The 20,511-nt window shown below is 37.5% G+C and carries 18 protein-coding genes; 5 read left to right on the top strand and 13 right to left on the bottom strand.

The features are described from left to right. Position 1: 1 nt before the first annotated feature. Together A6A20_RS11715 and A6A20_RS11710 are read right to left on the bottom strand one after the other, a co-directional pair. Positions 2-1,009 (bottom strand): oxidoreductase, encoded by a 1,008-nt coding sequence (locus A6A20_RS11715; RefSeq protein ID WP_341670556.1) that lies wholly within the window; start codon positions 1,007-1,009, stop codon positions 2-4. Between the two features lie 161 nt (positions 1,010-1,170). Continuing rightward, a complete protein-coding gene (locus A6A20_RS11710) occupies positions 1,171-1,941 on the bottom strand; it encodes an SDR family NAD(P)-dependent oxidoreductase (RefSeq protein WP_279573593.1) in 771 nt (256 codons plus the stop codon). Between the two features lie 127 nt (positions 1,942-2,068). On the opposite strand from A6A20_RS11710, the gene A6A20_RS11705 reads away from it, so the two are divergent. Continuing rightward, positions 2,069-2,986, top strand: a complete 918-nt coding sequence (locus A6A20_RS11705; RefSeq protein WP_279573592.1) for a LysR substrate-binding domain-containing protein — start codon at positions 2,069-2,071, stop codon at positions 2,984-2,986. Between the two features lie 141 nt (positions 2,987-3,127). On the opposite strand, the gene A6A20_RS11700 is transcribed toward A6A20_RS11705, so the two are convergent. Next, on the bottom strand, positions 3,128-3,358 hold the full coding sequence (locus A6A20_RS11700; protein WP_279573591.1) for a putative hemolysin: 231 nt from the start codon (positions 3,356-3,358) through the stop codon (positions 3,128-3,130). A 341-nt stretch (positions 3,359-3,699) separates the two neighbouring features. Between A6A20_RS11700 and A6A20_RS11695 the strand changes: the two genes are divergently transcribed. Continuing rightward, positions 3,700-4,224: an MFS transporter gene (locus A6A20_RS11695; RefSeq protein WP_279573590.1), complete on the top strand. Its 525-nt coding sequence runs from the start codon at positions 3,700-3,702 to the stop codon at positions 4,222-4,224. Between the two features lie 86 nt (positions 4,225-4,310). Here the strand turns inward: A6A20_RS11695 and A6A20_RS11690 are convergent, their stop codons facing one another. From A6A20_RS11690 to A6A20_RS11670, 5 genes are all read right to left on the bottom strand, one after another. After that, positions 4,311-4,793: a nuclear transport factor 2 family protein gene (locus tag A6A20_RS11690; protein WP_424585451.1), complete on the bottom strand. Its 483-nt coding sequence runs from the start codon at positions 4,791-4,793 to the stop codon at positions 4,311-4,313. Positions 4,794-4,997: 204 nt separating this feature from the next. Further along, on the bottom strand, positions 4,998-6,020 hold the full coding sequence (locus A6A20_RS11685) for a threonine aldolase family protein (protein WP_279573588.1): 1,023 nt from the start codon (positions 6,018-6,020) through the stop codon (positions 4,998-5,000). Between the two features lie 267 nt (positions 6,021-6,287). Next, positions 6,288-7,478 (bottom strand): anaerobic sulfatase maturase, encoded by a 1,191-nt coding sequence (locus A6A20_RS11680; protein WP_279573802.1) that lies wholly within the window; start codon positions 7,476-7,478, stop codon positions 6,288-6,290. Between the two features lie 90 nt (positions 7,479-7,568). After that, positions 7,569-9,224: a sulfatase-like hydrolase/transferase gene (locus tag A6A20_RS11675; protein ID WP_279573587.1), complete on the bottom strand. Its 1,656-nt coding sequence runs from the start codon at positions 9,222-9,224 to the stop codon at positions 7,569-7,571. Positions 9,225-9,641: 417 nt separating this feature from the next. Beyond that, the gene (locus A6A20_RS11670) at positions 9,642-10,568 is read right to left on the bottom strand and encodes a LysR family transcriptional regulator (RefSeq protein WP_279573586.1); all 927 of its coding nucleotides are present in this window, start codon (positions 10,566-10,568) and stop codon (positions 9,642-9,644) included. A gap of 225 nt (positions 10,569-10,793) precedes the next feature. Here A6A20_RS11670 and metE point away from each other — a divergent pair, with 225 nt between their 5' ends. Then, positions 10,794-13,079 (top strand): 5-methyltetrahydropteroyltriglutamate--homocysteine S-methyltransferase, encoded by a 2,286-nt coding sequence (gene metE / locus A6A20_RS11665; RefSeq protein WP_279573585.1) that lies wholly within the window; start codon positions 10,794-10,796, stop codon positions 13,077-13,079. A gap of 65 nt (positions 13,080-13,144) precedes the next feature. Here metE and A6A20_RS11660 read toward each other — a convergent pair whose 3' ends face one another. Continuing rightward, positions 13,145-13,363: an excalibur calcium-binding domain-containing protein gene (locus tag A6A20_RS11660; RefSeq protein WP_279573584.1), complete on the bottom strand. Its 219-nt coding sequence runs from the start codon at positions 13,361-13,363 to the stop codon at positions 13,145-13,147. A gap of 194 nt (positions 13,364-13,557) precedes the next feature. On the opposite strand from A6A20_RS11660, the gene A6A20_RS11655 reads away from it, so the two are divergent. Further along, complete coding sequence (locus tag A6A20_RS11655) at positions 13,558-13,899, top strand: hypothetical protein (protein WP_279573583.1); 342 nt, start codon at positions 13,558-13,560, stop codon at positions 13,897-13,899. 167 nt (positions 13,900-14,066) lie between these two features. On the opposite strand, the gene A6A20_RS11650 is transcribed toward A6A20_RS11655, so the two are convergent. Genes A6A20_RS11650 through A6A20_RS11635 form a run of 4 tightly spaced genes read right to left on the bottom strand, consistent with a single transcriptional unit; the run spans position 14,067 to position 18,849 of the window. Then, positions 14,067-15,194 (bottom strand): tetratricopeptide repeat protein, encoded by a 1,128-nt coding sequence (locus A6A20_RS11650; protein ID WP_279573582.1) that lies wholly within the window; start codon positions 15,192-15,194, stop codon positions 14,067-14,069. Next, positions 15,194-16,585 carry a hypothetical protein gene (locus A6A20_RS11645; protein ID WP_279573581.1) on the bottom strand — a complete coding sequence of 464 codons (1,392 nt, stop codon included), beginning with the start codon at positions 16,583-16,585 and terminating at the stop codon, positions 15,194-15,196. Before A6A20_RS11645 ends, A6A20_RS11650 begins: the two co-directional genes overlap by 1 nt. A gap of 17 nt (positions 16,586-16,602) precedes the next feature. Further along, positions 16,603-17,814: a ribonucleoside-triphosphate reductase gene (locus A6A20_RS11640; protein ID WP_279573580.1), complete on the bottom strand. Its 1,212-nt coding sequence runs from the start codon at positions 17,812-17,814 to the stop codon at positions 16,603-16,605. Positions 17,815-17,826: 12 nt separating this feature from the next. Continuing rightward, positions 17,827-18,849, bottom strand: coding sequence for a coiled-coil domain-containing protein (locus A6A20_RS11635; RefSeq protein WP_279573579.1), 1,023 nt, complete (start codon positions 18,847-18,849; stop codon positions 17,827-17,829). 348 nt (positions 18,850-19,197) lie between these two features. Between A6A20_RS11635 and tyrS the strand changes: the two genes are divergently transcribed. Next, a complete protein-coding gene (tyrS, locus tag A6A20_RS11630; protein ID WP_279573578.1) occupies positions 19,198-20,385 on the top strand; it encodes a tyrosine--tRNA ligase in 1,188 nt (395 codons plus the stop codon). Positions 20,386-20,511 lie beyond the last annotated feature (126 nt).

Below are 20,511 nucleotides of genomic sequence, written 5' to 3'. Positions count from 1 at the left end.
TCTAATAAAGTTGTTCAAATTTAGTCGCACTTTCCTGCCCTTTTATCACAGGCAAATAGCTCGCACCTTGTAAGCATTTTTGCCATAAGCCTGTGGATAAACCATAGCGATCAGCTTGTTGTGGATCCAGTTCACTTCGCAATGGTTGTTCTGTGGCAATGCGTGCCACCCAATCAGGATTAAGCAAGGCGGCTTTACCTATAGCAAGAAATTCTGCCCAGCCTGTGGCAAAGGCGTGTTGAATTTTGTGAATATCCGTTAGGTTTCCTACCCCAATTAGGGGCAAACGCCCATTTAATTGTTGATGCACTAAGGCAATACGGTAGGCATTGGGATCTGCTCCTCGTCTGGCTTTTTTGAAAAAATCCCAAAGGGAAATATGTACATATTGCAAGGGAAGTTGGGCTAATTGTTCCACTAATTGCAAGGTTTCTGCCATGGTTAGCCCCTGCTCGCCTGCCTCTTCTGGGGAAAAACGATAGCCCACGATAAACGCGGGTTTTGCCTGTGCTTGAGAGAACACCGCTTGACAAACCGCTTGCACAAAGGCAAAAGGCTCGCCCCATTGGTCTTGGCGTTGATTGGTTTGCCGAGAAACAAATTGTTGCAGTAAAAAACCATTTGCCCCCATGATTTCCACGCCGTCAAACCCTGCGGCTAAGGCAATTTCTGTGGCTTGGGCAAAGGCATGGATAATCCGTTCAATTTGGCTAGAAGTTAATTGATTGACATTGAATATTTGCCCTTGTTGATTAACTAATGCACGCTGTCCGCCATGATGCAGTTGTAAAATCGCTTTCGCCCCCTGCGTTTGAATACTTTTCGCCCATTGGGTTAAAGAATCAAGCCATTGCCAACGGATTTCAGGCTGCCCCGCAAAGGCTTTGCCCTCTGGCGAAACCAATGCTGCCGCCGTAATTACCATTGCCGCCCCTTGCGCACGACTGGCTAAAAAAGCCAATTCTTCAGGCTGTACCTCGCCTTGTGGCGAAGAAGACCAAAGGGTCATGGGGGGCAAGCACTAAGCGATTTTTTAACCATACCCCATTATTGAAACAATAAGGTTGAAAAAGATCTGCCATACCATTCTCCTCGCTATGGATTGCTTTATTCAGACAGCCTTTCATCAAAGACTACCTGAAATTTTTCAAAAACTGACCGCACTTTGCACTATTTACCCGCCATTACACCGCCGTCAACAGGTAGCACCGTGCCTGTGATCCAAGCGGCTTGTTCACTGGCGAAAAATAAAATCGCTTCAGCAATATCCGCAGGTTGTCCGTTTCTGCCCAAGGGGTGAAATTGATTGAAACTCGGTAAAGTTTCTTTCACTTGTTCCTCTGTCATAAACGTATGATAAACAGGGGTTTCCACCACCGCAGGAGCAACGGTATTAATGCGAATATTGGCACTGGCTAGCTCAATGGCTAAATTCTTGGTTAAGGCGTGTACCCCAGCATTAGCCGCAGAATAAGCAGACGACGGGGTTGCTGCTACGGCTTGTAATGCCCAAAGCGAACCTGTTTGCACAATCGCCCCACCACCCCGTTTTTGCATCGCTTTGGCGGCTGCTTGTGCCATAAAAAATTTGCCTTTTAAAATCACATTTAAAAACTGGTCATATTCTTGTTCGGATAAGTCCAAAAAGGGCTTAGGATTAAAAATCCCAGCATTGTTGATCAAAATATCTACCCCACCAAAGGCTTGCTCCGCCAACTCAACTAAGCCTTGTGCGGTACTTGGCAAGGCAATATCCCCTGCTAAATAACGAATATGTTGCCCTGTGCGATCAATTTCTTGTGCCGCTTGTGCCAATTTGTCGGCATTACGCCCACCAATCACCACATTTGCCCCCTCGGCGACTAAACGTTTTGCCACTTCTTTACCAATACCTGAACCGCCGCCAGTAATAATTGCTGTTTTTAAAGAAAATCTTTTCATTTGATTACTCCATAAGATAAACTAAATATATTCAAAAGCACCCTTGCTTTTGATAAGGCTATGTTAAAGATAAACCGCTTAAACAACAACGCAGAATAACTTGAGATAATCTAAAGGAAAACTTTATATGAAAACCCCCTTTTTAAATGCCTTGCAGGCGGTAGAAGCCAGTTACCGCTTACAAAGTTTTTCCGCTGCCGCCGAAGAATTAAATGTTACCCCTGCTGCCGTTGGACAGCTGGTAAAAAGCCTAGAAGATTGGCTAGACAAGCCCTTATTTATCCGTAAAACAGGGGGCAAAGCTCGGCTACAAGCCACCGATATTACAGAACAAGCCCTGCCTCATCTCCGTTTAGGCTTAGAACAGCTCGCCCTTGGCTTACAAAAAATGAAAGATCATCAAGCCAATAAACGTCTTAACCTTACCCTTAGCCCCACTTTTGCCAGTAAATGGCTACTGCCCCACCTTGCGGATTTCCAGCAACAACACCCTGATATTGAGCTTTTTCTCAACGCAACCACGCGTTCATTGGATTATTTCAGCGAAAATATTGATATTGGTATTCGTTACGGCAACGGACAATGGGCAGGGCTAATTGCTGAAAAATGGCAAGAAGAACAAGTATTTCCTGTTTGCTCGCCTGCATTTCTTGCTCGCCAAGCCATTCATCACCCCAGCGATCTCTATCATTTACCACTGATTCACGATCTTTCCCTTGATAGCAAACAAGGCTACCTCGGTTGGGCGGATTGGTTCGCTGTCCATAGTCCAACCAATACCGCCATTCAAGGTATTCGTATCAATGACAGTGCTGCGGTGTTACAAATGGCAAGCAATGGACAGGGGATCGCCCTCGCACGTGAATTATTGGTCACAGACGATCTCCATAATGGCAGACTGGTTCGGCTTTTTCCTGAACGCAAGCTAAAATCCCCACTGGCTTACTATATTGTCCACCGCCCTGAAAGTTGCCAATTAGACAAAATTTGTCGCTTTAAACAGTGGTTAATGCGTTATGCAAAGGAGAAAGAAGGGAGCGATTAAAAAATATTTTGAAAACTGACCGCACTTCATTAGTGATACTAATATAGAATAATTTAGGCTAAGCATAGCCGTATCATTTGGCAATAAAAGACAAAAGAAAAGCAGTGATTAACCATTTTTAATCACTGCCTAGTATAAACCCTAATGATTTTGCCGATAAAAATCCCATTCCTCAATGATACGTCCATCAGGTAAATGACATTCGCCATATTCATTGCCTTGTGCATCACGTTTCACAACTGATTGCCCACCTTGTTCCACGCAATACACCGAAGCAGGATTTGCCAATCCTTCTAATTCAGGTTCATGAGAAATGGAATGGCAAGCAGATAACAATAATACTGGCAAAGGAAGTAAAAATTTATTCATCATCAAATCTCCTTAATAAAAAACAACCATAGTATAGCTTTCCACTGGTTAATTATCAAAGGATACCTATCTATTCAAAGAAATTTACCCCTTCCCTACCGATACCGCAAAGCATCAACCACCCGTTGGAATAAGTAAGAATGTCCGCGGCGATTGGGGTAATAGAGGTAGAGGGGATCGTAGCTGATAGCAAGTTGGGGTAAAAGCTCAATCAGTTGGTTTTGTTGTATAGTCGTTTCAATTTAAAATGAGACAAGGCGGTACGCCGAAGACAGTACAAAGAGTACGGCGAGGCGTGCCAACGTAGTATTATTTTAAAGTGGGACGACTATACCTTTTATTATGTGGCGGCTTATGCCTTTATCACTGGCTCGCCCTTTGTTTACATTGATTATTTTGCTATCGCCCCACAGCATTACGGTTTTTTATTTGCCTTGAATATCATCGGCATTACCAGCCTAAACCTAATCAATCGCCGTTTAGTGAATCGTTTTGCACTCTCTCGCTTGTTACTGGTTGCGAGTTTTATTGCCACCCTTGCTGCTTTTGTGGGTTGGCTCTGGATTGCAGTTAATCCACAACAGATTTTAGCGATTATTTTGCCGATTTTTGTGGTATTCAGTACCAACGGCATTATCGCCGCCTGCGCCAACGCCGCTGCACTGGATAGCGTCCCTGCCACAATAGCTGGCTCTGCGGCGGCATTATTAGGGGCATTACAATACGGCAGTGGCATTATTTCCTCGCTATTGCTCGCCCATTTTTCTAACGGCAGTCCACAAGTGATGATGAGTATTATCTTGATTTTTGTAGCATTAGCAACCGTTATGGCGGCGTTAAGTGGGCGAGAAAACGGTGTGGTAGGTTAAAATTTTTGCAAAATAAACCGCACTTTTCATTTCATTTTTGTCAATCAAAATCCCCTCAAAGGGGGATTTTGCTTACTGCTTTTATTCTAAAACAAGCCACGGCCGCTGACGCTTTGTTCTGGAACCGCTTGAATAACGTCCCAATGCTCAATAATTTTACCTTGCGGATCTAAACGGAAAATATCCACCACCGCTTCGCCTTTATCTTGCGGGGTTAAGGTGCTATGTACATGTAACACGACCAAGTCGCCTTCAGCGATAATACGCTTCACACTTGCTTGAGATTGTGGATATTGTTTTAAAAAAGGTGTAAAAGCCTCCACAAAGGCTTGCCCGCCGTCCGCTACCGTTGGATTATGTTGCCAATATTGTTCGCCAATATATTTCTCGGTCGCCTCTGCCACTTTATGTTGATTAAAAGCTAAATCATAAAAGGCTAACACATTGGCTTTATTTCGTGCCAAAATTTGTTGTGGGCTCAATGTAGCATTTTCTTGTACTGTTGTATTTGCTGACACATAGGGAGTTAATGAAGTTGCCAATAGCAAAGCAAATAATCCTTTCATCATTGTTTTTTTCATCATATTTTTTCCTTATATAACATTATTTTTCTCATTATTCAGTTATCACAACTGATAACAATATTCTATCAACCTCACTTATCTGTATAAATATTCACAGTAAAAAAACAATATTAACTAAAAATAAATAATCATCAGAAAAAACCATAAAAAAGGGCGTAAAAAACGCCCTCAAAACTGACCGCACTTTTATTATAAAATCGCCGCCAACGCCTCTATTTCTTCAGGGCGTGTTGACCAACTGGTGGCAAAACGGATAACCGTATGATGATCATCGTATTTTTCCCAAAAACCATAACAAACCTTTTCCGCTAATTGGGCAAGTTTTTGATTTTCTACAATCACAAATTGTTGATTAGTCGGCGAATCCAAATAAAAACGGTAACCTTTTTGTTGCAATAGGCTTTTTAAACGCTGTGCCATTTCAATCGCATGGCGACCTAATTGTTGATATAAATTGTTGCTAAATAAGCAATCAAACTGCACGCCGAGCAAGCGTCCTTTTGCCAATAACGCGCCATGCTGTTTAATCATCGTCATAAAATGGGCTGGGCGATTGCCTTTGGTAAATACGACCGCTTCCCCTACCAATGCCCCCATTTTTGTGCCGCCGATATAAAACACATCAACTAATTTAGCAATGGTTGGCAAATCCACTGCCCCTTTTACCGCCAGTCCATAGCCCAATCTTGCACCGTCTAAAAATAAAGGGAGTTGATATTGCTGGCAAATTTGTGCCAATTCGGTAAGCTCGCTTTCGCTATAAAGCGTACCATATTCAGTAGGGTGCGAAATATAGACCATACCAGGGAAAACCATATGTTCGTAGTTGCCATCTGCATAAAAATCGCTTAAATATTGACGCAATTCTTGTGCACACATTTTGCCTTGATGGGCGGGCAAGGTCAGCACTTTATGCCCACTGTATTCAATCGCCCCCGCTTCATGCACGCTAATATGCCCTGTTTCCACTGCCACCACGCCTTGATAAGGGCGTAACATTGCTGCAATCACCACTTGATTGGTTTGCGTTCCACCAACCAAAAAATCCACTTCCGCCTGTGGACAAGCACAAGCAGTTTTCATTTTTTCTTTCGCCCTTGCCGAATAAATATCCGCCCCATAACCTGCCAAACATTCATCATTGGTTTGTTGCAAAGCGTTGAGTAAAACAGGGTGCACCCCACGATTATAATCGTTTTCAAAATGTAGCATTTTAATGATTTTCCTTACATAAATAATGAAAAAATGGCTATTATACCCCCCCCCGCAGAAATAAAACAACTAATTGATTTTATTTCTAAATTTATTCTCTGTTCAATTTAAAATAAAACAAGGTTGACACGCCGAAGACTGTACACTTAGCACAGCAAGACATGCCAACCTTGTATTATTTTAATGTGGGGCGATTATATTATTATCACTAAAAATAGATTAAAAACAGACCGCACTTTCCCCCAATAAACAAAATCTCTTTGTTTTTTAAACATAAATCTGTTGTTTATATTGTTTAACTAATTCTATTGGAACATTATGTTCTTTTAAAGTAACCATAAAATTCATTGCAGGGGTGAAGTGGGCAAAGATTTGTTGGTAAGCGGCACAAAAATAATTGTGTTGTTCGCCATAGCGGTTAGTGATAAAGCGGTGTTTTGGGCAACCGCCGTAGCAAAGTTCTTTCCACTGACATTGGCGACATTCGGTATTAAGATTTTGTTTTTGCTCTGATAAGTTCATTACTTTTAAGGTAATTTCTGATTCAGAAAGTTGTTTTATATTGCCGATTTTATAGTCAGGATAAACAAAATGATCGCAAGAATACACATCGCCATTGGCTTCAAGGGCTAAATTCTCACCACCACAACGTTCACGATAAATACACATTGAGGCTTCAAAACCACAAAAGCGAGCAAAAATGGATTCAAAAAGTTGTACGGAAATATCGCCTACATCTTTGCTTAGCCATTCATCAAAAATTTTGATCATAAAGTTAGCATATTGCTTTGCACTCACAGAAAAAGAGCTTGTTACTGGCAAAATAGCAGGTTGGCTTAACCATTTTGGCTTAAATTTGTCGTCCACTTCCATAGTTTCCACCACAGGAATAAATTGCATAAATTTACTGCCAAGGGATTTTAGGAAGCTATATACCCGTAGTGGATATTGGGCATTAATGTTATTTACAACTGTGAGGGTGTTAAATTCCACTTCATAACGGCGTAATAATTCAATACCACGTTTAACTTGATCAAAAGTGCCATTACCTCGGTTATTGACCCGAAAGGTATTATGTAATTCTTCATCGCCGTCAATGGAAATGCCGATTAAGATATGATGCTGATGAAAAAATTCAGCCCATTTTTCATTAATTAAAATACCGTTGGTTTGAATAGCGTTATGGATCTTTTTTTGATATTTTTCGGCAAAATATTGCTGAATTTCGATCACTTGTTGATAAAAATCCAGTCCTGCCATTAACGGTTCGCCCCCTTGCCAAGTGAAGAAAACATCACTACTTTGAGTTTGTGAAATATGCTGTTCAATAAAATGGCGCGCGGTTTCTAGCGACATATTCGCCACTTTCTGATGATCGGGTGCCATAAAGGATTCTTTTTCTAAATAGAAACAGTAATCACATTTTATATTGCATTTAAAACTGGTGGGTTTTAGCATAAAACTTAGCATAGTCTTCTCCCTGTACGCAAAGCCATTAAGCATTAATTAAGAGAGGCAACCTTGCCTCTCTTTTCTCAGTGGCAACGATTATTCTGTTGCTTTTAATAATGCTTCATATTTAGGCACGTTATTATCTGTATTTGGTTTTTGTGCGGTGCGTAAATATTCATTCATTTTCGCTTTAAGACGTTTTACCACTTCTGGATTGTCTTTAGACACTTCTTTTAATTCGCCAACATCGCTGTTTTTGAATAATTCGATTTTTTGATCGCCAATCCAGTAATGTAATGTCCAATCTTTATCACGCACTGTCCAAGTAAATTTAGATAATTTTTCCATATATGGGTTATCTGGATAGTCATCGGATTTACTGGTGATATATTTGAAGTAATTATGCCAGAATGGGATATTTACTGGATCCCAGTGGAATGCACGAGGTTGCGCCCAATAAAGATATGGGTGTGGTTCGCCTTTATCTTCACCTTTAATAAATGGAATTAAGTTTACCCCATCAAGTTTTTTGCTTAAATCCTCAGGAACAGGAATTTCAGCCGCTGCTAATGCGGTAACCATAAAGTCTGTGGCAGAAACCATTTTGTTATAGTCTTGAGGTTTGAACTGTGCAGGCCAGCTAGCAAACATTGGCGTACGCACACCACCTTGTTGGGTTTCGCCTTTATAGCCTTTTAATACGCCGTTCATTGGCATTGGCGAATCTACCACCGCACCATTATCTGAAGTGAAGAAAATTAAGGTGTTTTGATCTTTACCTTGTTTTTTCAATTCATCTAAGATGCGTTTAACCCCTTGATCCACCGCATAAACAGAAGCATAGTAATTATCTACTTCTGAATTACCTGTATTAAAGATTTGATATTCTTTTGGTGCAGGTTGTTCCAACGGGATATGTGGTGCGTTATAAGCCAGATAAATAAAGGCTGGTTTGTCGCCTGCTTCTTTTAAGCGTTCAATGGCTTTGTCTGTGAATTGATCAGTAACATAGCCCACCGCTGGCGTTCTTTCACGATTTTCAAATAATGATGGCGAATCATAGTAAGAAACCCCTGAAGCATGGAAACCAAAGAAGTAATCAAAACCTCTTGCTTGTGGTTGGAATGGCGCATCACAATAAGTAGTGAAATTATCGTGATAATCACGAGTTTGTTTTTCTTTTGGTACAGGCACGTTAGTAATACGGCATAAATGCCATTTACCAATGGCTGAGGTTTCATAGCCGTAATCTTGGAATAATTCCGCTAAGAAAGTCTCATCAGCAGATACACCGTCCTGTGCATCATCATTACTATAAATTCCATAACGAGCTGGGAAACGAGAACTCATCATCGCTGCACGAGATGGACCACTCACGCCGTGAGCCACAAAACCTTGTGATAATTTCACGCCGTTATCTTGCAAGCTACGCAAGGTTGGGGTAGATTTTTTCGCCGCTTCAATGGCTTTATCAAGGGCAACTTGATAACGTTCTGGCACTTCACGATCTTTTAATACTTCTTTGTTGAATTGCGCATCATCGTAATTAAGCTGACCATAACCTAAGTCATCAACCGAAATTAAAATGATATTCGGTTTACCTTTTAGGCTATATTCTGTTGGCACAAAAGACTGGTTGAACGCTACATTGGTCGCTGTTCCCTTGTCTTTAACATTATCGCCATAGACTGCTCCCGAGGTAGTCGCAAGTACAGTTGCCACTGCTACGGATAATTTTGTTTTAGTAAGCATTGCTAACTCCTTAATTGTCATCATATTAAAAATAAATATGACATAAATTTAGATGATTAAAATAAAACATCAGATTAACAATGTAAGCTACTTCATATGAAGAACAAACTGATTAATTAGCTTGCTAGAAATCACCATAGAAATAACGATAAATAAGATAAAGCATAACTCCAATTCATTGTAAGCCACTTCTACGGTTATTTTTCCACAAAAATGAAGTAAAACTCACATTATGAAATTTATATGAAGTTAAATTTTTATTCAATAATTAATGATCAAATCTGTGAACAACATCACTATTTTGTAATTATTTTACAGAAAAAAATTAATTAGGTTGGCTAAAAGAGAACAAGAAATCAACAAAGTAAACTAAAAAATGTGCTAAAAAAGCACCGCACTTGGTGCTTAAATATAGGATTAAGAAAGTGGCAATAAATCGGGCAAAGTAGAAAAACTCTGAGACTTCACAGTTTGATAAAAATCATCAATAAAGGCAATCTCGGCATCAATTTCACGAAAAGCCGCATATAAATTACTGTATAGCCCTTGCTCGGTAATTTTTCTGGCGACCACATAACCTCGCTCCAAATAGGGTTTTACTGCCCAATAAGGCAACGCAGCAACCCCACGTTTGCTTGCCACTAATTGAATAATCGCAATGGTTAATTCGCTGGTGCGTCTAATAGGATTAATGCCTTTAGGGTGCAACACTTTACGCAATAGATCCAACATATCGTCAGGCACAGGATAAGTAATTAAGGTTTCGGTAATAAAATCCTCCGCTTGCCAAATGTCTTTTTGTGCCAGAGGGTGATCCTTAGAACAAATGCCAACCATTTCATAAGAAAACAACGGTTTATGCACAATGCCTGCAGTTTCTTCAATTTCTGCTACCACTGCCCAATCGGCACGATAGGTTAGTAATAACCCTAGGGTATCTGTATGAAATCCCGATACAATATCTAATTCCACTAATGGCCAATGCTGGCGAAAAGAATCCATTGCGGGCATTAACCAATCAAAACAGGTATGGCATTCCACCGCAATGCGTAATTCGCCCGCCTCGCCTTGTTTTACCCGAGTTAAATCACGTTCAGCCTCAATCACTTTTGGCAAAATATCATAAGCTAATTGGATCAACCGCTCCCCCGCGGCGGTAAAACGCAAAGGCTGGGTTTTGCGTTCAAACAGGCTTAAACCATATTGATCTTCTAATAATTTAATTTGATGAGAAAGGGCGGATTGCGTAAGATAAACACGCTTCGCCGCTAAAGAAACACTGCCTGTTTCTTTTAAAGCAAGCAAGGTTTTTAAATGTCTTAATTCTAAGAAAATGGGTTTCATAAAGGTAAATAATTAGAAAAATAACTCAAATTGGCATTATTATACCCTAGTCATCAGATGAACTGTACGGCTTTACCATGAGAATATTAAAAAAATTCATAGAAAACGTGAAAATTATGAGATTGCATAATTGGCTTAAATCAGTCATTCTGTTGCCAACGAAACAAATAGCCGTCTAAATGGCTAGACTGAACAACAATGAATTAAAGTTTATAAGGAGTACCTATGACAACATTACATTTTTCAGGCTTTCCTCGTGTTGGTGCCAAACGTGAATTAAAATTTGCTCAAGAACGCTATTGGCGTGGTGAAGTGGCAGAACAAGATTTATTAGATATTGCCAAAGCATTGCGTGAAAAAAACTGGCGTCATCAAGCGGAAGCCAAGGCGGATTTTGTGGCAGTTGGCGACTTTACTTTCTATGATCATATCCTTGATTTACAAGTGGCAACAGGGGCAATTCCTGCGCGTTTCGGCTTTGATAGCCAACAATTAACCCTTGATCAATATTTCCAATTAGCTCGTGGTAACAAAACCCAATTTGCCATTGAAATGACGAAATGGTTTGACACTAACTACCATTATTTAGTGCCTGAGTTTGCAGTAGATACGGAATTTAAAGCCAATCCAACCCATTATGTGAACCAACTTAAAGAGGCGCAAGCACAAGGTCATCAAGCCAAGCCTACGATTGTCGGTCCATTAACTTTCCTTTGGTTAGGGAAAGAAAAAGGCTCAACCTTTGACCGTTTAAGCCTCTTAAATAAATTAATCCCTGTTTATGTGGAAATTCTTAACGCTTTAGCTAACCAAGGGGCAACTTGGATTCAAATTGATGAACCTGCCTTAGCCCTAGATTTACCACAAGAATGGTTAAATGCTTATGCAGATACCTATGCTCAATTAAAACAAGCGGTTAATGCCAACTTACTTTTTGCCACTTACTTTGGTTCAGTGGCAGAACATGCTGATTTATTAAAATCTTTACCTGTTGACGGCTTACATATTGATTTAGTGCGTGCCCCTGAGCAACTTGCTCAATTTAAAGATTACGATAAAGTGCTTTCTGTCGGTGTAATTGACGGACGTAATATTTGGCGTGCAAACTTAAATAAGGTTTTAGAAGTCCTTGAGCCATTAAAAGCTCAACTTGGCGACAGATTATGGATTTCAAGCTCTTGTTCATTATTACATTCGCCATACGATTTAAGCGTTGAAACTCAATTACAAGCCAATAACCCTGACTTATACGCTTGGTTAGCCTTTACCTTACAAAAAGCAGACGAACTTCGTTTATTAAAAACAGCCTTAGATCAAGGACGTTCAGCAGTGCAAGCCGAATTAGATGCAAGCCAAGCCGCGGCTGATTCTCGTGCCAATAGCAAAGTAATCCATAAACCAGAAGTGGCAACACGTTTAGCCAACCTACCTGCGAATGCGGATCAACGTCAATCCCCTTATGCAGAGCGTATCAAAGTACAACATGATTGGTTAAAATTACCATTATTACCAACTACCAATATTGGTTCTTTCCCACAAACCTTAGAAATTCGCCAAGCTCGTGCCAAATTCAAAAAAGGCGATCTTTCAGCGGCTGACTATGAAACTGCAATGAAAAAAGAAATTGCTTATGTGGTGAAAAAACAAGAAGAATTAGATTTAGACGTGTTAGTGCATGGCGAAGCTGAACGTAACGATATGGTGGAATACTTCGGTGAACTGCTTGACGGTTTTGCCTTTACCAAATTTGGTTGGGTACAAAGCTATGGCTCACGTTGCGTTAAACCGCCAGTGATTTTCGGTGACGTTACTCGTCCTGAACCAATGACCGTCGCTTGGTCAACTTATGCCCAAAGCCTTACCAACAAAGTAATGAAAGGTATGTTGACAGGCCCTGTTACCATTCTACAATGGTCATTTGTGCGTAACGACATTAGCCGTGAAACCGTCTGTAAACAAATTGCGTTAGCCTTAAATGATGAAGTCTTAGACCTTGAAAAAGCAGGCATTAAAGTGATTCAAATTGACGAACCCGCTATTCGTGAGGGCTTACCACTCAAACGTGCAGACTGGGCAAGCTATTTGAAATGGGCTGGCGAAGCATTCCGTTTATCTTCTTACGGCTGTGCGGACACCACACAAATCCATACTCATATGTGTTACTCTGAATTTAACGATATTTTGCCTGCTATCGCCGATTTAGATGCTGACGTAATTACCATTGAAACTTCACGTTCAGATATGGAATTATTAACCGCATTCGCTGATTTCAAATATCCAAATGATATTGGACCGGGTGTTTACGATATTCACAGCCCACGTGTACCAGAACAAAGCGAAATCGAGCATTTACTGCGTAAAGCCCTTGACGTTATCCCCGCAGAACGCCTATGGGTCAACCCAGACTGTGGCTTAAAAACCCGTGCTTGGCCTGAAACCTTAGCGGCACTAGAAAATATGGTTGCCGTTACCAAAAAATTAAGAGCAGAATTAGCCGAAAAAGCACAATAAAATTTTTCTAAAACACACCGCACTTTGATGATAACTCAAGTGCGGTGTTTTTTTATTTTATAAAACTATCTACGCCGACAAACGGAAGTACCATATTTACTACCTCCAGGTAAACATTCACAAGCTTCACCGTCTCGATCCCGATCTAAATAATAAGCACCATAACGTAACATATAAGCCTGTGCTTCTGCTTGCGTAGAAAAATCAGAACAACGTGCTTTTCTCGCATCTGCAATAGGTATAATTAATAAAAAACTTAATACCATTATCATTTTATTAAACATTATTTTTTCCTCTTAGTTTATAAATAAAATTAAAGTGATACAGTGGTTTTAATTTAAAATAAGACAGTAAAATAGTACGGCGAGGCATGCCAACACTGTATTATTTTAAAATAGGACGACTATAATTTATTGATAAATAATATTTCATTGTTACAATAAGTATATTGTTAACTACCATTAAATAAGGAAGCTATATGAAAAAATATTTCATAATTTTATTTGCACTTATCTCAATACAAAGTTTAGCAAATGTTGTTAATAGTGTTGAGCAAGCACGTAATTTAGTTAATCAATCTATTAAAAAATACAATTTAATGTATATGCCCGAAGGCTGTTACTTTACAATAGATACCGAAACAGTAGAAACCTATGAATTTGATTTTTATGAAATTCATGACGATAAATGCGGTGGAGATCCTATGATCGCTCATAGAATGTTTAGTTATTTAGTAGATAAAAAAACAGGACAACTTTATACCTCAGCTCGGTTACCTCACTTAACGGATTGGGATATGAGCTATAACCCGATTGATTAAATTGATAAAATTTAAGGATAGTTTAACTATCCTTAATTCAATATTATAAGATTTAATAGCTTTTTTCACATTAACTACTATATAATTATAGTATATAAAAATTCTTTAACTTATTTTTCTTAGAAAAATAGTAACTCGAATTTATATACTTTATTATTAATAATAAACTAACAATTAGCATTTATTGAATGTATAAAATTTATTCCATAATAAGAAGATAAGCTAACTGTTGCTAAACAATTTTTTCTTACTTTTGTTACAGTATAATGATAACTAACCTCAAATTGTTCTGGAGATAATTGACGAATGTAATCCACTGTTAATGGTTGTTTCATGTTGGAATAAAATTTTGTCATTGAATATGAAGTAAAAGTACCCGTTTCTTGTTTACTTGGAATAATATAACTCACTGCTAGCTTTCCATTACCTTGTGTTAAAGCTTGATAAAAACCTTGTACTATCTGCAAATTAGATAATACTGGTAAGGTTGTTTTCACCTTGTCTTTTTGAGTTACGCCTAAAGATTCTAATTTTTCTTTAGCTGCTCCATATCCTGCTTCTGCAGCTAATTTATAATAATAAATGGCTTTATCCCTATTTATTTCAACACCTTGTCCATACTGATACATTATTCCTAAATACATTTGAGCCTGTGAATGTCCTTTATCAGCTGCCATAGTGTAATATTTAATCGCTCTCTGATAATCTTTTACCATATCAGCTTCAACGCCCAATTTAAATAATTCTTCTTTCGTTCTTTGTATAGTCGTTGATTTCCTTTCTGATTTAGTGGTTTGAGCTTGAGCTTGAGCTTGAGCTTGAGCTTGAGCTTGAGCTTGAGCTTGAGCAAGTGTATCCACATTAGGCAAAGTTTGCTTTTCTATTTTTATCTGGCTTTTGTCTTCCTTTTTCTTACCTAAAGAGAAAAGACGTTCACAAGCAATTAAATATTTTAAATCACAACCTTGCTGATAATAAAATTCTGCTTTATGTTGATTATCTTCACCGCCCTGCTGTTGATAAAGTTGTCCTAGCTCAAATAAAGCCATAGGGTGTTTTTGTTGTGCAGCTTGCTGAAAATAATGCTCAGCTTGTTCCTTGTTATTTTCATCTAGTGCTTTTTTCCCTAATTGATATTGAGCATTAACATCACCATTTTTAGCCGCCTTTTCACAATAAGATGAAGCCAATGAGCTTATCTCACTATTTGATAAATCTTGGCACTTTTCACTGTTTTCATCAGAACAAGACATCAAAAAGAATAAGCTTATAATTAATAAAAAAGAAAATTTCATTATTTTTTACCCTTATTATCTCTATTATCTTTATTCTCTTCTAATTGTGAAGTAATCTCACCAAGTTTCTTTAATAAGATCTTATTATTTTCATCAATATTTTCTATTTTATTTTTTACTTCTATTATTTCATTTTTCAATATAGGACTGACTCTATCATCTTTATCATTCTTATTCTCATAAATAAATATTAAAATACCAATAATTACTAAAAATATAATCGAAATAGCTGCAAAAATCCAAGTGTAAATAGATTCCTTATATTCTATTGGTTTATTAACCGATTCAACTTTTTTAGATTGTTCCTTAATTTCAGAAGACAATCTATCAATATAAGGTTTAATAACTGAATTAAGCTGATTTCTTGAATGTGTATTAGATATTTCTACTAAATTATATCTTGTTAATGCCTCTTTATGGTTAGTTAGCTCTCCAAGTATTTTCTTACCTAAGTCAATAAAAATTTGCTCTTGCTCAATTTTATCTTGTATTTTGTGTAATTGTTCTTTTTCTTCACCAATAACAATACTCACTCTCCTATTAATCTCTTGTTCTTTCTCTTTTTCTTGTTGTTCTAATAAACTTTGTAATTTAACATTATTTTCTTTTAACTGATTTTCCTTATCCATTAGACTTTTAATATCTTTATGTAAAGCCAAAATTTCTTGCTGATAAGAAATAGTAAAATAACTCGATTTAAATAAATCTTTAGTAAAATCTATAACATCAACATTCTTTCTTTGTTTAATTTTGTTAGTTATTTCAGTACTTGAAGAAAAATAAATATGTTTATACTGATGATAAACTTGTTGCTCTAATAAAAATTTCATAATATTTATAACGCTTATATTTCCAGTATAAACAAATAAACTTTCTTTAATATTAACATGATTTATAAATTTAGGTCTAAGTGCGGTTAGTTTTTGTGAAATTTTATCTAAATTCGGTAACTCAATCACCTTTTTTCCGTCAATTAACTCGCTATACATCATATCTTGTGTATCAATAAAAGATTTATACTGATATAGATTTAAATTATATAAGTCAGAAAATAATATTTTAAGATCTGCCTCATTGGTAGAAAAGTTGCTATTGATACATTCAATAAAAGATCCAAAATAGCTTCCCGTACGATTCTGTCCCATTTCTTTTACTGAACGATACTCGGCAATGCCTAATAACGTATAACCTGAAATTTCACGATAAGTTAAATAATATAAAGTTGATTCTCCTCTATCTTTTATAGGATCTGGTAAACATTGCCCTATATTCTGATCGAGATCGAATATACCCGCTTGGTTAATTTGCTCATCTAATCCAGCACTGGCTCGCTGTCTGCCTTTTGGTGTTCCGACAATCCCCCAGCCTAATAAACCTTTTGCTTCTGCCATTGTTGTTTTCCCTTTTACTATTTTCCTTTTAACCACGCCATAAATTTATCCCAGCAACTTTGCTCTTTAATTGGTGAAATCCCACCAGTACCTGTCATATAGAGCCATCTAAATAACCGTTCAGGACATTCTTTATCAAATTCTAGTAATAGATCTGAATTCGTTGAAAATTTGCCCATTTGATAGAATATGGTTTTATTTTCTGGTGATTCATTAAAAAAACTATTTGCAAACGCAGGTATTTTATACACCGCATAAGTCATAGCATCACCACCACAACGTTCTACAGTAGAATAATCCGAGGCATAAATACGATCTGATTTAGACATTAATAATGCTTTAGGAAAGAACTTATTATGCCGTTTTTGAATATGCTGAATATGGATAAAAACAGCATCTAAAACATTCACTTGCGGAATTGAACCTCTTTCATCTTGTAAAGATTGATCATAAACAAAGACTAACTTAGTTTTCACATTAGATTCTAAAATTGCAGTTAAATAATTTGGTAACTGCCCCGAGTTATTATTATGTTTAGTTCTAAAACCTTGTTCAGAATGTTCCCCTGAAGCATCAATAAACACCATATTAATCGGTGGTTTACTAGAATCTTTTGGAGTAAAACAAATATGGAATTCAAAATATTGTTTAGTATCCGTACTCGTAATTTTCTCCGCATGAATTACCCCATTGAAGCGATCTTGTAATTGGTAAAATAATTCTTCTTCGCTTTCAGTGGTTTTCTGTGTATCTAAATAAACCGTACCGCCCAGATAATTTTTCATATAATGTAGAATACTACCAATAATCCAAGTTTTTCCTGAAGCAGGTTGCCCAAAAAATAAAATATAATGCTTATTTTCAGCATCAGTATTTAGTTCCACCAAACGCTGATGATACTCTTCATCATTAAGATCCTGTTCAATATCACGTTTTTGTAATTTATCGGTTTTAATTTGTGATTGGTATTTATATTCATTACCATTAAATTTGTTAAAAGTATAACTATTTACAGGCTCTGAAGAACTGACTAAAGGCTTATTATCCTCTATTACTGGTTCTATGGCTTTCAAAGTTGAATCAAATTTATCTTGTTGACCTATTTCTTCTTCCTCAGTAATAAAAGGATCGCTCTCTTGTTCAGCATGATCTTTGCTTTCAAATGCATCAACGAAATCTGACTGTTCTTTTTCTAAATTGTCATCATTTTTAAAAGGATTTTTTAACATTGTTTGCTCCTATTACATTGAATGTCCTGAGTAAATTGGTTTTGTCGTTTCTTTCTCTCGTCCACCAAAAAAGACCAATAAACTTAGCACTACTGCCCAATCAATAAATAGGCAAAGAATGGTAAATAGAATGCCAACTAAAGTATGTTGGACAAAAGCTGATTTAAATGAAAAAGCAATTTTTCCAATTTCTTGGCTTTCAAAAGGTACTGGTTCAAATTTAAAAATTGCAGTATCGTTAATAAATTCTTGCACAGTAGAACCAATTTCATTGACCACATTAACTGCTTTTAAATTGGCTTCAAAACCGTAATCTTTAACAGATTGGCTCGTAAGTAATACATTATCAATAAGACGAATAGTTTCAGTTTCTTTTTGTTTAATACTTTCGCGCACATCTTCAATTTTTTCATAGTCTTTACTGGTTAATTTACGTCGTGCAATTTGATCAATATTTTCACGATAACGCTGTGCAATCGCATTCCAATCGCTCCCTCTTGTACCAAATTCCGTCAATTTTTCGCCTAATACCGATTCAATTTCAGCAATCAGCTCTAATGCTCGTTTCCCTAACCCGGGGCGAGCAGGATCGGTAATTTGGCTAACTAATTGTTCTGTTAAACTTTCTAAACGATTACGTTTTTCAGTAATCTCAGGGCTAAAGCTATTTAAGGCTTTATTGGCTGCATTTACGACATCATGTAATTGCTGTTTATGTTTTAATAATTCATCACGAAATAATTGCTCTTTCTGATAAGAGGTATAAACCGCATTGAAATTTCCCGTAAAAGAAAACAGTGAAATAAAGAAATAGCCAATTAAGAAACCTATTACAGGTAAACGATTAATACGCCGATAACCAATCAATACGGTAAATCCATACATTAATATGGTTAAAGCTATGGAAAATGCCCATGCAAAGGCTTGTCCAAATAAATCTTGAAAACCTAGTGCCGTCTGCACTAAGCTAATTGCCATAAATACTGCTAATGGGATATGTACCCAGCCCGGTAATTTTTTCGTTGTTGATTTCATTTTAGACCTCAAATTATTACAAAAATAAAGGTGTTCAACACACCTAAATGAAAAATAAAAAATTTTTCCTATTGAAAAAAAAAAACGGTTTGTGTCAAGATAAAAAAGTGAATTTTTTGCAAAATTCGTACTTAAACCGAGAATAATTTACGATTTGCATAAAAATATAGGCTTGCTAACAGAAAAAGTTGCTATTAACGTAAATGGTAGATTAATGATCCGCTATCCAACTGCATGGTTCATTATATGTTGTAGGTTTTATACCTTAAACAACTATACTTTTAACCTAGCAATCCCTATAATGTAGCTTTATTTTATTTGAGAAAATCAATCAACTTAGGAAAAATTATGACTGACATCAATGTTGTTCTCGCGGAACTCAAGCGCGGTGTAGATGAAATTCTTTCCGAACAGGATTTAGTAGAAAAATTAAAAGAAAATCGTCCGTTGCGGATAAAACTTGGTGCTGATCCTACTGCACCCGATATTCATTTGGGGCATACCGTTGTGCTGAATAAATTGCGTCAATTTCAACAATTTGGGCATGAAGTCATTTTCCTGATTGGCGATTTTACTGGTATGGTGGGTGATCCTTCGGGTAAAAATACCACTCGTCCACCGCTTAGTCGTGAAGACGTTTTACGTAATGCGGAAACTTATAAACAGCAAATTTTCAAAATTCTTGATCCACAAAAAACCCGTATTGTGTTCAACTCTGATTGGTTAGGGCAATTAGGTACAGAGGGTATGATTCGTTTAGCCAGCAATTATACCGTTGCACGTATGTTAGAACGTGATGATTTCAAAAAACGTTTTAATAATAATCAACCCATTGCCATTCACGAATTTATTTACCCATTATTACAAGGGCATGACTCTGTGGCATTAGAAGCCGATGTGGAATTAGGCGGAACAGACCAGAAATTCAACCTGTTAGTAGGGCGTGAGCTACAAAAATCAGCAGGGCAAAAACCTCAAGTCGCCATTACTCTACCGCTATTAGTGGGATTAGACGGCGAGAAAAAAATGTCTAAATCCTTAGGCAATTATATTGGGGTAACCGATTCGCCGTCAGAAATGTTTGGTAAAGTGATGTCCATTTCCGATGAATTAATGTGGGATTGGTATAACCTGCTTTCTTTCCGTCCATTAAGCGAAATTGAGCAGTTAAAACAAGAGGTTGCTCAAGGCAAAAATCCGCGTGATGTCAAAATCTTGTTAGCCAAAGAAATTATTGCCCGTTTTCATCATGAACAAGCGGCTGATAATGCGGAACAAGAGTTTATTAACCGTTTCCAAAAAGGGGCGATGCCTGATGAAATGCCTGAATTTACCTTTACTGGCGAAATTGGCTTGGCAACCTTGTTGAAAGAGGCGGGCTTAGTCGCTTCAACCTCGGAGGCTATTCGTATGGCACAACAAGGTGGGGTAAAAATTAATGGCGAAAAAGTGGAAGATGTCAAAGCCAATGCTCAATCAGGCACAGCGGTTTATCAAGTAGGTAAACGCAAATTTGCTCGTGTTACTGTGGCATAAACAATAGTATAGTCGTCTCAATTTAAAATGAGACAAGGCGGTACGGCGAAGACAGTACAGGTAGTACGGCGAGGCGTACCAACGCTGTATCATTTTAAAGTGGGGCGACTATATTTTCTTCATCAA

The organism is Volucribacter amazonae (assembly GCF_029783845.1).
Classification (GTDB): Bacteria; Pseudomonadota; Gammaproteobacteria; order Enterobacterales; family Pasteurellaceae; genus Volucribacter; species Volucribacter amazonae.
Note: the sequence above shows the minus strand (reverse complement) of the source record. Positions and strands in the feature narration are given on the sequence as shown.

Bases quoted from the DNA above. Each gene is read 5' to 3' on its own strand.
- A6A20_RS11715 (WP_341670556.1), bottom strand. From the start codon at position 1,009: ATGACCCTTTGGTCTTCTTCGCCACAAGGCGAGGTACAGCCTGAAGAA.
- A6A20_RS11710 (WP_279573593.1), bottom strand. From the start codon at position 1,941: ATGAAAAGATTTTCTTTAAAAACAGCAATTATTACTGGCGGCGGTTCA.
- A6A20_RS11705 (WP_279573592.1), top strand. From the start codon at position 2,069: ATGAAAACCCCCTTTTTAAATGCCTTGCAGGCGGTAGAAGCCAGTTAC.
- A6A20_RS11700 (WP_279573591.1), bottom strand. From the start codon at position 3,358: ATGATGAATAAATTTTTACTTCCTTTGCCAGTATTATTGTTATCTGCT.
- A6A20_RS11690 (WP_424585451.1), bottom strand. From the start codon at position 4,793: ATGATGAAAGGATTATTTGCTTTGCTATTGGCAACTTCATTAACTCCC.
- A6A20_RS11685 (WP_279573588.1), bottom strand. From the start codon at position 6,020: ATGCTACATTTTGAAAACGATTATAATCGTGGGGTGCACCCTGTTTTA.
- A6A20_RS11680 (WP_279573802.1), bottom strand. From the start codon at position 7,478: ATGCTAAAACCCACCAGTTTTAAATGCAATATAAAATGTGATTACTGT.
- A6A20_RS11675 (WP_279573587.1), bottom strand. From the start codon at position 9,224: ATGCTTACTAAAACAAAATTATCCGTAGCAGTGGCAACTGTACTTGCG.
- A6A20_RS11670 (WP_279573586.1), bottom strand. From the start codon at position 10,568: ATGAAACCCATTTTCTTAGAATTAAGACATTTAAAAACCTTGCTTGCT.
- metE (WP_279573585.1), top strand. From the start codon at position 10,794: ATGACAACATTACATTTTTCAGGCTTTCCTCGTGTTGGTGCCAAACGT.
- A6A20_RS11660 (WP_279573584.1), bottom strand. From the start codon at position 13,363: ATGTTTAATAAAATGATAATGGTATTAAGTTTTTTATTAATTATACCT.
- A6A20_RS11655 (WP_279573583.1), top strand. From the start codon at position 13,558: ATGAAAAAATATTTCATAATTTTATTTGCACTTATCTCAATACAAAGT.
- A6A20_RS11650 (WP_279573582.1), bottom strand. From the start codon at position 15,194: ATGAAATTTTCTTTTTTATTAATTATAAGCTTATTCTTTTTGATGTCT.
- A6A20_RS11645 (WP_279573581.1), bottom strand. From the start codon at position 16,585: ATGGCAGAAGCAAAAGGTTTATTAGGCTGGGGGATTGTCGGAACACCA.
- A6A20_RS11640 (WP_279573580.1), bottom strand. From the start codon at position 17,814: ATGTTAAAAAATCCTTTTAAAAATGATGACAATTTAGAAAAAGAACAG.
- A6A20_RS11635 (WP_279573579.1), bottom strand. From the start codon at position 18,849: ATGAAATCAACAACGAAAAAATTACCGGGCTGGGTACATATCCCATTA.
- tyrS (WP_279573578.1), top strand. From the start codon at position 19,198: ATGACTGACATCAATGTTGTTCTCGCGGAACTCAAGCGCGGTGTAGAT.